Here is a 14,304-nt window from a genome sequence, read left to right as displayed (position 1 = left end):
GCCGTTCCCGTTGCCGCCATTGCCGCCATTGCCGCCGTACGAGCTCGAATAGCTGCCCGTGCCGGCTCGCGGAGCGGAGCCGGTTCGCATCCCCATTCCCGAGGAACCGGTCCGGACGGACGTGTTCGAATATCCGCCCGTGCGGACGGCTCCGGAACCGGACGAGGAGAACGAGCTGCCGGAAGATGAGCCGGCATTCCCGCCGCTTCCTCCGTTCGAGCCGCCGCCGTTGCCGGCGCTTCTCGAAGCGGAGCCCGACGTGCCGGCATCAAGCGATTCGAGGAATTCGAGGTTCGTCTTCGTGTTCGCCAGCTTGCGCAGGAACTGGTCGACGAATTCGATCGAATCGTTCATGCCCTTGCGGATCGCCCACACCTTGTCCAGCTCTTCCTTCGTGAGGAGCATCTCCTCGCGGCGGGTGCCGGAACGGCGGATATCGAGCGCAGGGAAGATACGGCGCTCAGCCAACTTGCGGTCAAGGTGAAGCTCCATGTTGCCCGTTCCCTTGAACTCCTCATAGATGACGTCGTCCATCCGCGAACCTGTCTCGATGAGGGCCGTCGCCAGAATCGTCAGGCTGCCGCCCTCCTCGACGTTGCGCGCGGCGCCGAAGAATCTCTTCGGACGATGGAACGCCGCGGGATCGATACCGCCGGACAGCGTGCGACCGGACGGCGGGATAACCAGGTTGTAGGCGCGAGCCAGACGCGTGATGCTGTCGAGCAGAATAACGACGTCCTTCTTATGCTCCACGAGACGAAGCGCCCGCTCCAGGACAAGCTCAGCCACCTTGATATGATGCTCCGGAACCTCGTCGAACGTCGAAGCCACCACTTCTCCGCGCACCGAACGCTGCATGTCCGTCACTTCCTCGGGCCGCTCATCGATGAGCAGCACGAACAGCTCGATGTCCGGGCGGTTCGTCGAGACACTGTTCGCGATCTCCTTAAGCAGCAGCGTCTTGCCCGCCTTCGGCGGCGCGACGATCAAGCCGCGCTGGCCGAGGCCAACCGGAGCGAGCAGATCCATGATTCGAGTGGACAGGCGATGGGGAGTCGTCTCCAGAACAAGCTTCTGTTCCGGGAAGAGCGGGGTAAGGGCAGGGAAGTGGAGGCGTTCCGCAGCCGTCTCCGGGGTTACGCCGTTGACCGCGTTCACCTGCAGCAGGCCGAAGTAGCGCTCACTCTCCTTGGGAGCCCGGCACTTGCCGGATACGAGATCTCCCGTGCGAAGATCGAACTTGCGAATCTGCGAAGCCGAGATATAAATATCTTCCGCGCTCGGAAGATAGTTGATCGGCCGCAGGAAGCCGTAGCCTTCCGGCAGAACCTCAAGCACGCCTTCCATAAACAACAGGCCGCTCCGTTCCGCCTGCGCGCGCAGGATGGCGACGATAAGCTCCTTCTTCTTCATCTGGTTATAAGCGGCAACCTGGTAGTTGCGGGCCAGTCTTGTCAGATCGTTAAGCGACATGCCCTCCAGGTCTGCCATCATCAAGTCCGTCAATAGTATCCCCTCTTTGCTATCCGAATGGGGCGATCCGGTATCCGAATCACCCTTCGCGCCATACCTCGGCGCCTAAATTGCTTAAGTGCTCCACCAATCGCTCGTATCCTCGATCGATGTATTCCACTCCGGTAATCTCCGTCGTGCCTTCCTCTACGGTCAAGGCGGCGACGGCCAGCGCGGCTCCCGCGCGAAGATCGGTCGCCCGCACCTTCGCCGCGTTCAGGCGGCTGCCTTCGATAATGGCGGACCGGCCCTCCACGCGGATGTTCGCGCCCATCCGCATCAGCTCCGGCACATGCTTAAAGCGATTGCTGTACACATAATCCGACAGGATGCTGACCCCTTGGGCCTGCGTCAGCAGGCTCGTCATCGGAGACTGCAGATCGGTTGCGAAGCCCGGGTATACGAGCGCCTTCACGTCAACCGCCTCGTAGTGCGGCTGGCCGATGACTCGAATGGCTTCGTCCATCTCGTAGACGTGAACGCCCATCTCTTGAAGCTTGGCCGTCAAAGCTTCCATGTGCTTAGGAATAATATTATCGATAAGAACGTCGCCGCGAGTAGCCGCTGCGGCGAGCATGTATGTTCCGGCTTGAATGCGATCGGGAATGATGGAATGACGGCAGCCGTGCATGGAGCTGACGCCCTCGATGCGGATCGTCTCGGTGCCGGCCCCCTTGATCTTCGCCCCCATGGCGCTCAGCAGTGTCGCGACATCGACGATCTCCGGCTCCTTCGCCGCGTTCTCGATCACCGTGAAGCCCTTGGCCCGGGATGCCGCAAGCATGATGTTGATCGTGGCGCCGACGCTGACGACATCAAGATAGATCTTCGCGCCGCGAAGCTCCTTGGCCCTGATGCGGATCGCTCCATGTTCGTTGCTGACGACGGCGCCAAGCGCCTCGAAGCCTTTGATATGCTGATCGATCGGCCGAGGCTCGAAGTTGCAGCCCCCCGGCAAGCCGATTGTCGCCTCCCCGAAGCGCCCGAGCAGCGCCCCCATCAAATAATAGGAAGCGCGCAGAAGCTTGACGCGCCCGTTGGGCATCGGAACCGACCTCATGCCCGAAGGATCGATCGACATGGAATCGGAGTTCCAGCGAACCTTGCCTCCCAATTCTTCCAATAGTTCCGTATAAATGGCCACATCGCTCAGATGCGGCAGGTTGTCCAGTCTGACTTCCGATTCCGCCAGAATGGCGGCAGGAAGCAATGCGATGGCGCTGTTCTTGGCACCGCTGATGCCGACCGTTCCCCGAAGAGGCCGACCTCCGCGTATCATCAGTTTCTCCATGAATGCATGGTCCTCCTAGTCTGCTGCTCCTGCGCCGGCCCGAGACACACACTGCCGACACAATGAAGGAAAGGGAAAACGCGCACGACGTTTTCCCAAAATATCAGAGGGCTTGCCAAATTGCGTTAACCGTTGGAATGAGTCAGAAATTCGATAGGCGAGGGTCAATAACTCGAACAACTCAAGCGAGGACTCCTTGGTAGGCGACGCGCAAGCCGCTGACAAAGTCCTGCTGCCGTGCAGCCGCCTGCATCCGCTTCAAAGCATTCGGCTTGTATACCGAATCATTATATCACAAACGAACTTCGTATGGTAAACCCGCCCGAACGGAGGTTACGTTCCGGACGCGAATCTCGAGCGGGAATCCCCTTCTCCGAGCTGCATGTTGACCGCAAGCCTCATCTCGTCGATGTCGAACGGCTTCGTGAAGTGCATCAGCGCCCCAAGGTCGGTCGCTTCCTTGATCATGTCGAGCTCGCCGTACGCGGTCATCATGATCACCTTGATCTCCTTATTCATCTCCTTTATCTTCTTAAGGATCTCAAGCCCGTCCATTCCGGGGATCTTCATATCCAGCAGCACCAAATCGGGAGTGTGATTGCGCACGATGTCCAAGGCCGTTCGTCCGTTAGCCGCTTGGAAGGTCTCGTAGCCCTCCGTCGCGAACACTTCGAGAAGCAGAATTCGAATTCCGATCTGATCGTCCACGATCAGCAACTTCTTCCTACCCATTCGATGTAGCCTCCGTTTCTCCATTCGGATATCTAACCCGTATTCGAGATAGGATTGCGGAAATCCTTTATTTCACTGGAAAAAAAGTAAAGAACGTCCCGGATTTACCCAGAACGTTCCTTCTCCGATCAGTTGGCCGAACCTGCCAGCGAGGCGCGAACGAATTCGCGGAACAGCGGCTGCGGACGATTCGGTCTCGAGGTGAATTCCGGATGGAATTGCACCGCGAGGAACCACGGATGGCCCGGGAGCTCGACCATCTCGACCAGCCTCCCGTCCGGCGACGTTCCCGAGATGCGAAGCCCTGCGGCTTCGATGCGATCCCGATATTCATTATTGAATTCATAACGATGGCGATGGCGTTCGTAGACTAGCTCTTCCCCGTAGCATTCGGCAGCCAGACTGCCCGGAACGAGCTTGCAAGGGTAGAGGCCCAGGCGCATCGTGCCGCCGAGATCCTCGATATCCTTCTGCTCCGGCAACAGGTCGATGACAGGATAAGGCGTCGCCGGGTGAATCTCCGAGCTGTTCGCATCGTCAAGGCCGGCCATGCCGCGCGCGTATTCGATAACCGCCACTTGCATGCCGAGGCAGATTCCGAAGAACGGCGTCTTGCTCTCTCTCGCATAACGAATCGCGGTGATCTTGCCCTCGATGCCGCGATCGCCGAAACCTCCGGGAACGAGAATTCCGTTCACTCCGCCGAGGAGCTCGTCCACGTTGGCCGGAGTAATGTCCTCTGCGTTCACCCAGCGAATGTTCACTTCGGCGTCCGAATCGATGCCGGCATGTCCGAGCGATTCCACGATGCTGAGGTAAGCGTCGTGCAGGGCGACGTACTTGCCGACAATCGCGATCTCCGTCGTCTTGCTGAGCGACTTGACCTTGCGCACAAGCGCTTCCCACTCCACCATGTTCGGAGCCGGGGACGCTTGGGTCAGACCCAGGTGGCTGACGACGTAATCGTCGAGGCCTTGCTCGTTCAGCATCAGAGGAACTTCGTACAGAGTCGAAGCGTCGCGGCATTCCACGACGGCATTGGCGTCGATGTCGCAGAACAGAGCGATCTTGCGCTTCAGGTCCTCCGCCATCGGGTGCTCGGTGCGGCAGACGATGACGTTCGGCTGAATCCCGATGCTGCGCAGCTCCTTCACGCTGTGCTGCGTCGGCTTCGTCTTCACTTCTCCCGCCGCCTTGATATACGGAATCAAGGTGACGTGGATGTACATCACGTTCTCGCGGCCGATATCGGACTTAAGCTGGCGGATCGCTTCGAGGAACGGCAAGCTCTCGATATCGCCGACGGTTCCGCCGATCTCGGTGATGACGACGTCCGAACCGGTCTCGCGGCCCGCGCGGAACACCCGGTCCTTGATCTCGTTCGTAATGTGCGGAACGACTTGAACCGTGCCGCCGAGGTACTCGCCGCGGCGCTCCTTGCTGATGACCGTGGAATAAATCTTGCCCGTTGTCACGTTGCTGTTCTTCGACAGGTTGATGTCGATGAAGCGCTCATAGTGCCCCAGATCGAGGTCGGTCTCCGCGCCATCGTCCGTCACGAACACTTCCCCGTGCTGATAAGGGCTCATCGTCCCCGGGTCGACGTTGATATAAGGGTCGAACTTCTGAATCGTTACCTTTAATCCCCGATTCTTCAGCAACCGTCCGAGAGAAGCGGCGGTGATCCCCTTCCCAAGCGACGACACGACGCCGCCTGTTACGAAAATGTATTTGGTCACTCTGTACGAAACCTCCCACCACATGCCTAAGGCATTATCTTTAGCGTACCCGCATTTCCAACAAACATGAAGCCTCACTAAGTCCGTTCACGCTCTCCCATAAATAAGGAAATGAATCGCCCTACAAAACAAAAAAGTGTCACCCATAGAAATGGGGGCACTTTTTTAACCGAAATGGTCTTATGGAAAAGCATGCTCTTAAAGCCCAAGCATAAGTTTAACTTCTCGCACCTTGGGTGTCAAGCCTGCTTGCGAGGTTCTATTTATCGTCTTCCTCGTCGTCGGAATCGTCGAATTCGTCCTCGTCCAGATCGTCTTCTTCCGCTTCCTCGTCGATCTCTTCGTCGATCTCCGCTTCTTCCTCTTCTTCTATCGCCACTTCTTCGTCGACTTCACTGGCTTCCTCGCCTTCGTCGAAGATCTCTTCGCGATCCTCGTCGAACAGATCGAAGCCTTCCTCGTCCGCCGTGAAGGTCTCTTCCTCATCCTCGCCGTACAGATCGTCGTCGTCGAGATCGTCGTCGTCGTTGATGATCCGCGGACGCTTGCTGCTGCCGGCAACGGCGTCGTCGGAACGTTCGACCGGATACCAGCGCTTGAGGCCCCACACGTTGCTGCCGACGCATGCGAAGCGGCCGTCGATGTTGATCTCGGTATAGAGCTGCGCGATCACCTCATCGATCTGTTCTTGGGAGAACCCTCTCAGCTTGGCGATCTCCATCATGAGATCCCGATAATAGAACGGGGTGTTCGACGCTTTAAGCACCTCGAAGGCAAGGTCAACCATCGGCATCTCCCGGATCTTCTCGGCATCGAACTTCAGGACGTATTCCGCACTCACGTTACTGCTCATCCTCTCTTTATGTAAGCGTAAATCACCCGGAGATCGATAAATTCGAAGCAGGCAGGCCCCGGATGATCATTAAAATCAAGCGCACATCGTTTTGTGTCACCCTTTAGTTAACCGCATTTTCCACGAAAATGCAAGTGCGCTTCCGCCGCTGCCCCGGAACAGCGAAAAAACGAAGACGGGTCCGCAAGACGGCGCCTTCGTTTCTCGACTGTACCCCCTCGGCCTCTCCTATCGGCGCGGCCGACGCGGTTAAGAGTCTCGCCGGAAACTCTCTCTTCATCCTATGAAGCGCTCCCGATTTTGACACTGCACTGCGCCCATTTCGCCGCGAATCAGGCCGTTCTCCCATACAAGCGGAAGGACGGCCTCATAGTATAGGGAAGCACATTCGCCGGGAGGGATCACCGCAATGGACATGAGCGGCTTGCTGGAATGGCTGAGAGGCTCCCTCTCCTCCCCGGAGCACCGCGCCCGCCGAATCTTCCGGTTCCTGGAGCCCGAACAGGAACAGCGTTTCCTTCGGGAGTGGCGACAGCGGCGCAAGAACGACCGCTCTCTGCAAGCGGTCAGGCGGCTTGGCATCATCCGCGCTTACACGTGCGCACTTCCGGACCTCGAGTTACCGAAGGCATTCTCAAGCTCCATCGCCTGGGAGGACGACATCCGCGTCTCGACCCACGCGCTGCCCAAAGCCTCGCGGCCTCGCTCCGGCACGGTCAACGGAGTCCCGTGGGGAATCCGCAAGGTGCGCGCCCCGGAAGCATGGGGCCTCACGACCGGCCACAAGGTGAAGATCGGCGTCATCGATACCGGAGTCGACTTCCAGCATCCCGATCTTCGCCATTCGCTCGAACGCGGCATTAACCTCCTGCAGCGGACGATGCTCCCGAGCGACGACAACGGGCACGGGACGCACATCGCAGGGACGATCGCCGCGGCCAACCAACTGCACGGCATGATCGGCGTCTCCCCGAGAGCGTCCATCTATCCCGTCAAGGCGTTCGATCACAACGGCACCGCCTACGTATCGGATATTATCCTCGGCATCGATTGGTGTGTCCGCAACCGCATGGATGTCGTCAACATGAGCTTCGGCATGCGCACCCGGAGCCGGGCTCTGCTGAACGCAGTGACGAATGCTTATCGTTCCGGCGTGCTCATCGTCGCCTCGTCCGGCAACGACGGCAAGCAAGGGGAGATCGACTATCCCGCCCGCTATCCGAACACCGTGGCGGTCGGCGCGACGAGCCGGGACGGCCGCATCGCCGCCTTCACCAACCGCAGCAGTCGCATCGACGTCTACGCGCCCGGCGAGAAGATCGATTCCTGCTGGCTGCGGGGAATCCGGCGGAGCATGAGCGGCACGTCCATGGCGACCTCGCACGTTACCGGGGCGGTAGCGCTGCTGCTCGCCCACCGCCCCGGACTCGGCCCGGCCGAGGTGAAGAACCTGCTGCGCCGCTCGACCCGCCCCCTCCGGCCCGCCAGATCCCCCCGGCTTGGCGGAGAACTGGACATCATGCGGCTGCTTCGCAACGCGGATAAGAAAAATCGTCAGGGCAGCTTGCCCTGACGATTTTTCTTCGGCGATCCGGCGGTTTTTGCTCGGCGATCCGGCGAGTTTGCTCGGCGATCCAGCGGTTATTGCTCGGCGGTACGGCGAGTTTTCTGCGCTGAACCGCCGGTTTTTCTGCGCTGGTCCGGCGGCCTTCCATCGCTATCCCGCCGCCCGGCCGGCTTTTGCAATTTTATGTGGTTTTTCACATTCATCGGCTTGGACGGGAAGGAATTTCGGCGTTTTATGCGATTTTTCGCATATATCCCGCACTCCGGCCCGGAAATTCCTCCACGAATGTGATTTTTCGCATAAAACCGGACAAAGCACCCGTTTCCGAGCCGCGCGAATGTGATTTTTCACATAAAATTCGGCAGGCCATCGGAGGCCATCGCGCGGCTTCATCGCCTCTATCGCCGTCGTCGCCCTTACCGTCCGCCTTCGGCCCCCGCAATCGCCCGAACGAGGCCTCGACCCAGCCCTTCGCTTCTTACATCTTCTCCGGAGCGGAGACGCCGACCAGCCGCAGGCCGTTGCCGAGCACGATCTTGAGCGCGGCGAGCAGTTGCAGCCTCGCCTGGCTCTGCTCCGCGTCCTCCGTGATGACGCGCTCCGCCCGGTAATAGCTGTGGAACAGCGACGCCACCTCATAGATATAGCGGATCATGTGGTGAGGGGCGTAGCCTCTCGCCGCATCGGCGATGACGTCCGGCAGCTCGCCCATCTTGCGCAGCAGCTCGAATTCGTGCTCCGCGACAAGCTTGCCGAGCGGCGCCTCCGCCAACGGAACGAGCTCAATGCCCTGTTCCTCCGCCTGGCGGAAAATACTGCAGATCCGAGCGTAAGCATACTGAACGTAGAAAACCGGATTCTCGTTGGACGTCGACACCGCCAGATCCATATCGAAGTCGAGATGGGAGTCCATGCTGCGCATCGTGAAGAAGTAACGGATGGCGTCGACGCCGACTTCGTCCATCAGATCCTCGATCGTCACGGCCTTGCCGGTCCGCTTGGACATCTTCACCTTCTCGCCGTTCTGGAACAGGCTGACCATCTGCGCGATGAGCACCTTCAGCTTCTCCGGGTCGTTGCCGAGCGAAGCCATCGCCGCCTTCATCCGCGGGATGTAGCCGTGGTGATCCGCGCCCCAGATATTGATCATCTGATCGTAGCCGCGGCCGTACTTATCCATGTGGTAAGCGATATCCGGCGTCAGGTACGTATAGCTGCCGTCGTTCTTCACCAGAACGCGGTCCTTGTCGTCCCCGTGCTTCGTCGTCTCCAGCCAGACGGCTCCGTCCTTCTCGTAGACGGCTCCTTGGGCCCGCAGCGCATCGAGCGCGTTCACGACAAGCCCCTTCTCGTAGAGGGACGTCTCGCTGAACCAGACGTCGAAGCCGACGCCGAACCGGCCGAGGTCGCGCTTGATCTTGTCGAGCTCCTTCTCCAGCCCGTAGCTGCGGAAGTACTCGAACCGTTCCTCGTCGCCCAGCGCCAGCAGCTTGTCGCCCTCGCGCTCCGCCAGCTCCTTCGCGAAGCCGACGATGTCCTCGCCGTGGTAGCCGTCCTCCGGCATCTCGGCCTGCTGGCCGAGCGCCTGGCGGTACCGCGCCTCGATCGACCGGGCGAGGTTCGCGACCTGGTTGCCCGCGTCGTTGATATAGTATTCGCGGGTCACTTCATAGCCCGCGAAGTCGAGAATGTTGGCAAGCGCATCGCCGACCGCCGCGCCGCGCGCGTGCCCTAGGTGCAGGCTGCCCGTCGGATTCGCGCTGACGAACTCGAGCTGCACCTTGCGGCCCGCTCCATCCTGAACGGAGCCGTATCGCTCTCCGCCCGCGAGCACCTCGCCGATAATCGGATACAGGTATCCCTTGTCGAGGCGGAAGTTGATGAAGCCCGGTCCCGCGATCTCCGCCGAGACGATCGACGCCTTCGCCTGGTCCAGATTCGCGATGATGCCTTCCGCGATCTGGCGCGGATTCTTCTTCGCCAGCTTCGTCAACTGCATCGCCGCGTTCGTCGCCAGATCTCCGTGCGACTTCTCCTTCGGCACCTCGATAGCGAAGTCGGGCAGCTCCTCCCTCGTCGCGAAGCCCGCAGCCACCGCCGCATCTCCGATCGCTTCCTTCACTTGCCTGTACAGGCGTTCCAACGCATATTCGCTCATGATTCGTTATCCTCCCAGATCATCAACCGCAAGTCGAAGCGGTCCGTCTTCTCATCATTAACCCACAGGTCGTATTGCCATTCAATCGACAGCTCAAGTCCATCCGCCGCATCGTTCCCCTTGCCGTCTTCATCGCCCTGTTCCGGACCGTCCGCAAGGCCATCCGCCGCCCGCTCCTTCGACACCAGCGCGAAGGTGTCCATCTCGAGGCGCAGCCTGCCTGCGGGCGAGGCATACCACCCCGCCGTCCGCTGCCCCGGGCGGAAACTCTGCTCCGCCTGAACCTCGCCGTGCCGCAGCAGCGTCAATCCGCTCTCGTCCCGCTTGAACGTCACCGAGCAGCGGCCCCGTCCCTCGTCGTTCTCTTCGTATCGAATGTAGCAGCCGCCAGGCTTCGGGTACAGCATGCCGCGGTATTCGGCGACGCCGTTCCCGTTCGCCCCGCCGCTGTGCAGCTCGATACGAACTCGCCTCGGTTCCGAACCGTTCATCGCATCGGTTCAACTCCTCTCTATCTCCCTGCAGCCCCGTTGGCCCCCGGAGCCCCTCCCGGACCTCTTCGAATGCCCCCAAGAACGACAAAAAATCCGCCTCTATAAAGAGACGGATAGGTTCCGCGGTGCCACTCTTCTGAATGTCGCGAATTCACGGGGCGGCCCCGCTTGCTTCAACGGCATTCTCTCGATCGGATAACGGCCTTGGCCGGACTCCCCTACTTCGGCCGAAGCCGGGCTCTGGGAATCGACTCCCGGGTGCGCTTCCCTCAGGCTCTCGTACCGGCTTCCACCATCCCGGCTCGCTGCGACGACCAAACGCTGAGGTACTCTCCCGATCCACGTCGGTGGGATATGTTAGCCTTCATTATAGGATAACCGGGGGCAAAAGAAAAGCCGGGATTTCTCCGGACCGCCGCTGCTGAGATCATCCCCCGGCCTTCCCCGCCGCCCCAATCCCCGCGACTCCCTCCCCCTACCGCTGCCGAGTCTCGGTCAGATGGAACTGGCCGACGAGCTGCTGCAGGAACGAGGTGATGCTCTCCACCGTGTTCGAGGTGTGGCGGACGCCCTGGATGCCGCCCGTCAGCTCCTGAAGCTTCGCCTCGACCTCGGTCGAGATCGCGCGGTTCTCCATGCTGACCGCGGCGATCTTCTCCATCAAGGCGACGACCTCGTCGACGACCTGCGTCTTGAGCGAATCCTCCGCCTTGGCGGAGCCCAGCGTCTCGGAGGCGACGGCCACGAGCTCCGTCCCTTCCGCAACGACCCGCGTCCCCTCCTCCATCGACTCGTAGGCCTCCTGTGCGTGATTGTAAATTTTCTCCACGATGCCGTGAACCTCTTCGGTCGAGCTGCGCGTCATATCCGCCAGCTTGCGAATCTCGGAGGCGACGACCGCGAAGCCCCTGCCGTGCTCGCCGACCCGCGCCGCTTCGATGGAAGCGTTAAGCGCGAGCAGGTTCGTCTGGGCGGAGATCTCTCCGATGACCTGGAGCACGCCGCGAATCTCGTTCGCCGTGTCCATGAAGACGCGAATGGCGCCGTTCGTCTGGGCGACCCGATGGGAGATGTGCGCCATCTTGTCGCCGATGCGCTCGACTTCGCTCTGGGCAATCGAGATCTGCTCGGACGCCTTCTCCTCCAGCATCTGCAGCGTCTGGCGCATCTCGTCCGCGACATCCTTCGCGACGTCGATATCCTTGAGCTGCCTGCGGATGCTGCGGATCATGTCGTGAACCCGGCCGCTCACCCGCTCGGTCGTCACCGCCGTCGTCGCCGTCGATTCGTTCAGCCGGTGCTGGCTCAGGGAGACGTCGAAGGACGCGGACTTGACCCGAAGCATAATGCCTTCCAGCGAATCGATCATGTTGTTGATCCACTTCGCCAGATCGCGAATCTCGTCGTTGTCGAACTCTTCCGTATGGATTCGCTTGGTCAGGTCGCCCTTGCCCTCCGCATTGATGCGAATGAAGCGGTTCAGGCTGCGCAGCGGCTCCACGACCCGCCGGTCGCTTCGCCGGCGCGTCAAGGCGGCGGACGACAAGCCGGCGATCAAGCTCAGAGCGAGCGCAATCACGGCCGTCAGCAGCGGGGACACCTCCCTCGCGGCAATGTACACGACAGCGGCCGATACGATCCCGAACAAGCCGAATTGGATGAGCTGCGGCCTTACCAGCCGAAGCGAGATGCTCCGAATCCGGTATACCTCCTCCAGATCGCCCTCGCACATCATTCCCCAGACGTCGGGACAATGCGGAAGCTGGAAGGTGACTCCCTTCCCGATAACGGGAATGTGCCGGTAGTCCGAATAGCCGGGGAATTCGACGAACAGATTGCTGCCGTTGCGGATCGTGTTCGCGACACCCGGGTGAAGCTCGCCGGTCGCCGGGTCGGTGAACATGATCTCCAGCTCGGTATGCTCCTTGACCGACACGACTCCCCAATCCGTCGTCACCCCGTCCTTCAGATTCTCTCCGTGCGTGAAGGTGCGGTCCTCGAAGCGGCTGCGCGAGAGCGCCGTTCCCGGGGCGATATGGACGTTAAGCGCCGGCTTCGCCATGAACAGGTAATTGTCCCCCGAATCGGGGTACACGTGGCCGGATTCCCGCTGGATCAAGTCCCCGATCACATCGTTCGGGACGCGGCCGCACAGCAGGCCCGCGGTCATTCCGTCCGGAAGCGTCACCGGCAGCAGGAAGAGCAGCGTCATCTTGTCGTGGAAGGAAGAGGATCGGGAACCGATCTCCTTCGTCAGAGGATCGGGATACGGACCGAACAGGCAAGGGCGGGCTCCGCCGCCGTCTCCGGCCGAGTAGCGCACTCCGGGAGCCAGAAGGGAATCCTGCTCGTACCTTCTTCCCTTATGGGGAAGGTGCGTCGAATAGATGACAAGTCCCTCCGAATCCAGCATAAAAATCTCCGTAAAGTCCGATGCCCGCGTGTAGATGTCTCCGAACAGCTTGTCCCACGCCGCCTGGTCCTTCTCCTCCGACGCCGACGCCGACGCTCCCGCAGCCCCTCGCGAACCGGCCGAGACAAGCTGATCCCGCAGCCGTTCGAGCGAGCGCCAGTATTCATTGGTCCAATCCTTCAGAACCTCCATCCGCGTCTCGGCGATCCCTTCGAAGATATCCTCGACGTCCCGCTTCGTCGCCGCATTCAGACGGTAAGACCACCACAGCGGCAACCCTTTTTTCCATCCCAGCCAATCGAACATGATGTTTTCCCCCCGCTATCGCAATACCTCATGATGTCAGTAATTATATCATAGTGAATAGGCTTTTTGTCTTATTTTCTTGGAAAATGTAGGTTTCGGCGCGTTTTTCGATCATGTTTTCGGTTTTGTTTGGAATTTTTTGGTTTAAATTTCGATAGATTAGGGAATAAAACCGAACATTGTTTGTCCGCCGCGCCAATTACCCTTCCGTCTCGGCTGTATTTTCACAACAAAGCTGACATCGAAGAATGACCGAAACGCAGACAACCCCGGAACGCCCTGTGCAGGGGCGGTACCGGGGTTCGGCGCCAGCGCAATCCGACCTTTACTTCGTGAGATCCTCGACGAACTTCGGCAGCGCGAACGCGGCGTGGTGCAATCTCGGGGTGTAATACTTCGTCTCGAGCTCCGCGATATCCTCGGTCCTGACGCTCAGCGGGTCGTACCGCTTGCTGCCCATCGTGAACGTCCAGAGGCCGCTCGGGTAGGTCGGAATGTTCGCCGTATACACGCGCACGATCGGGAACACCAGCTTCACGTCGCGATTGACGCTCCGGATCAGATCGGCTTTGAACCAAGGATTATCCGTCTGCGCCACGAACAAGCCATCTTCCTTCAGCGACTCGCTGATGGCTTGGTAGAAGCCGCGGGTGAACAACTGCACCGCAGGGCCGACCGGCTCCGTCGTGTCCGCCAGGATGACGTCGTACTCGTTCTTGCGCTCGTGGATGTGCCTGAAGCCGTCGCCGACCTGCACCGATACGCGCGGATCGTCCAGCTTGCCGGCGATGGACGGCAAGTACCGCCGCGAATATTCGATGACCTTGCCGTCGATATCGACGAGCACGGCCTCCTTCACCTTAGGGTGCTTCAGAACCTCGCGAATGACGCCGCCGTCTCCGCCGCCCACAACCAGAACCTTCTCCGGATTGGGGTGCGTGAACAGCGCCGGATGGGTCACCATCTCATGGTACACGAACTCGTCGCGAACCGTCGTCATCACCATTCCGTCGAGCACGAGCATGTTGCCCCACTCTTCCGTCTCGATCATCGCCAGCTCCTGGAAGTCCGTCTGCTCGTGGACGTAAGTCTGCTTGATTTTGGCCGTAATGCCGAAGCTCTCGGTCTGCTTCTCCGTGTACCACAGTTCCATCGAGGACATGAATGGCCCCCTCTCTTCCGCCAAGAATTGGTCCGTACACAACGTATTATGAAGAGAATCGCGTTCCGATTGCAACC

At 60.1% G+C, this 14,304-nt stretch carries 9 protein-coding genes, 1 pseudogene and 1 other annotated feature; of the genes and pseudogenes, 1 reads left to right on the top strand and 9 read right to left on the bottom strand.

Translation table 11 applies throughout. The features are described from left to right. Positions 1 to 225: 225 nt before the first annotated feature. The 5 genes and pseudogenes from rho to rpoE all read right to left on the bottom strand — a co-directional run. Positions 226 to 1,494 (bottom strand): annotated as a pseudogene (gene rho / locus E6C55_RS08520) (transcription termination factor Rho); the annotation flags it as partial. A gap of 58 nt (positions 1,495 to 1,552) precedes the next feature. Beyond that, the gene (locus tag E6C55_RS08515; protein ID WP_136369352.1) at positions 1,553 to 2,803 is read right to left on the bottom strand and encodes a UDP-N-acetylglucosamine 1-carboxyvinyltransferase; all 1,251 of its coding nucleotides are present in this window, start codon (positions 2,801 to 2,803) and stop codon (positions 1,553 to 1,555) included. Positions 2,804 to 3,136: 333 nt separating this feature from the next. Then, the gene (locus tag E6C55_RS08510) at positions 3,137 to 3,535 is read right to left on the bottom strand and encodes a response regulator (protein ID WP_136369351.1); all 399 of its coding nucleotides are present in this window, start codon (positions 3,533 to 3,535) and stop codon (positions 3,137 to 3,139) included. A 128-nt stretch (positions 3,536 to 3,663) separates the two neighbouring features. After that, entirely contained in the window at positions 3,664 to 5,274 is a 1,611-nt protein-coding gene (locus E6C55_RS08505; RefSeq protein WP_136369350.1) for a CTP synthase, read from the bottom strand. A gap of 259 nt (positions 5,275 to 5,533) precedes the next feature. Continuing rightward, positions 5,534 to 6,115: a DNA-directed RNA polymerase subunit delta gene (rpoE, locus tag E6C55_RS08500; RefSeq protein WP_136369349.1), complete on the bottom strand. Its 582-nt coding sequence runs from the start codon at positions 6,113 to 6,115 to the stop codon at positions 5,534 to 5,536. Positions 6,116 to 6,536: 421 nt separating this feature from the next. On the opposite strand from rpoE, the gene E6C55_RS08495 reads away from it, so the two are divergent. After that, on the top strand, positions 6,537 to 7,700 hold the full coding sequence (locus E6C55_RS08495; RefSeq protein ID WP_136369348.1) for a S8 family peptidase: 1,164 nt from the start codon (positions 6,537 to 6,539) through the stop codon (positions 7,698 to 7,700). 472 nt (positions 7,701 to 8,172) lie between these two features. Here the strand turns inward: E6C55_RS08495 and argS are convergent, their stop codons facing one another. The 4 genes from argS to speE form a co-directional block, all read right to left on the bottom strand. Then, entirely contained in the window at positions 8,173 to 9,852 is a 1,680-nt protein-coding gene (gene argS / locus E6C55_RS08490) for an arginine--tRNA ligase (protein ID WP_136369347.1), read from the bottom strand. Continuing rightward, on the bottom strand, positions 9,849 to 10,343 hold the full coding sequence (locus E6C55_RS08485; protein ID WP_136369346.1) for a DUF1934 domain-containing protein: 495 nt from the start codon (positions 10,341 to 10,343) through the stop codon (positions 9,849 to 9,851). Before E6C55_RS08485 ends, argS begins: the two co-directional genes overlap by 4 nt. Positions 10,344 to 10,448: 105 nt before the next feature. Beyond that, positions 10,449 to 10,697, bottom strand: a binding site (T-box leader). Positions 10,698 to 10,821: 124 nt separating this feature from the next. Continuing rightward, positions 10,822 to 13,065, bottom strand: coding sequence for a methyl-accepting chemotaxis protein (locus tag E6C55_RS08480; protein ID WP_136369345.1), 2,244 nt, complete (start codon positions 13,063 to 13,065; stop codon positions 10,822 to 10,824). Positions 13,066 to 13,390: 325 nt separating this feature from the next. After that, positions 13,391 to 14,218 (bottom strand): polyamine aminopropyltransferase, encoded by an 828-nt coding sequence (gene speE, locus E6C55_RS08475; RefSeq protein ID WP_136369378.1) that lies wholly within the window; start codon positions 14,216 to 14,218, stop codon positions 13,391 to 13,393. Positions 14,219 to 14,304 lie beyond the last annotated feature (86 nt).

This window comes from Cohnella fermenti (genome assembly GCF_004801405.1).
GTDB classification, from domain to species: domain Bacteria; phylum Bacillota; class Bacilli; order Paenibacillales; family Paenibacillaceae; genus Cohnella; species Cohnella fermenti.
This window is presented reverse-complemented; position numbering and strand designations above follow the sequence as displayed.

Coding starts and splice junctions, on each gene's coding strand:
- E6C55_RS08515 (WP_136369352.1), bottom strand. CDS start 2,803: ATGGAGAAACTGATGATACGCGGAGGTCGGCCTCTTCGGGGAACGGTC.
- E6C55_RS08510 (WP_136369351.1), bottom strand. CDS start 3,535: ATGGGTAGGAAGAAGTTGCTGATCGTGGACGATCAGATCGGAATTCGA.
- E6C55_RS08495 (WP_136369348.1), top strand. CDS start 6,537: ATGGACATGAGCGGCTTGCTGGAATGGCTGAGAGGCTCCCTCTCCTCC.
- argS (WP_136369347.1), bottom strand. CDS start 9,852: ATGAGCGAATATGCGTTGGAACGCCTGTACAGGCAAGTGAAGGAAGCG.
- E6C55_RS08485 (WP_136369346.1), bottom strand. CDS start 10,343: ATGAACGGTTCGGAACCGAGGCGAGTTCGTATCGAGCTGCACAGCGGC.
- E6C55_RS08480 (WP_136369345.1), bottom strand. CDS start 13,065: ATGTTCGATTGGCTGGGATGGAAAAAAGGGTTGCCGCTGTGGTGGTCT.
- speE (WP_136369378.1), bottom strand. CDS start 14,218: ATGGAACTGTGGTACACGGAGAAGCAGACCGAGAGCTTCGGCATTACG.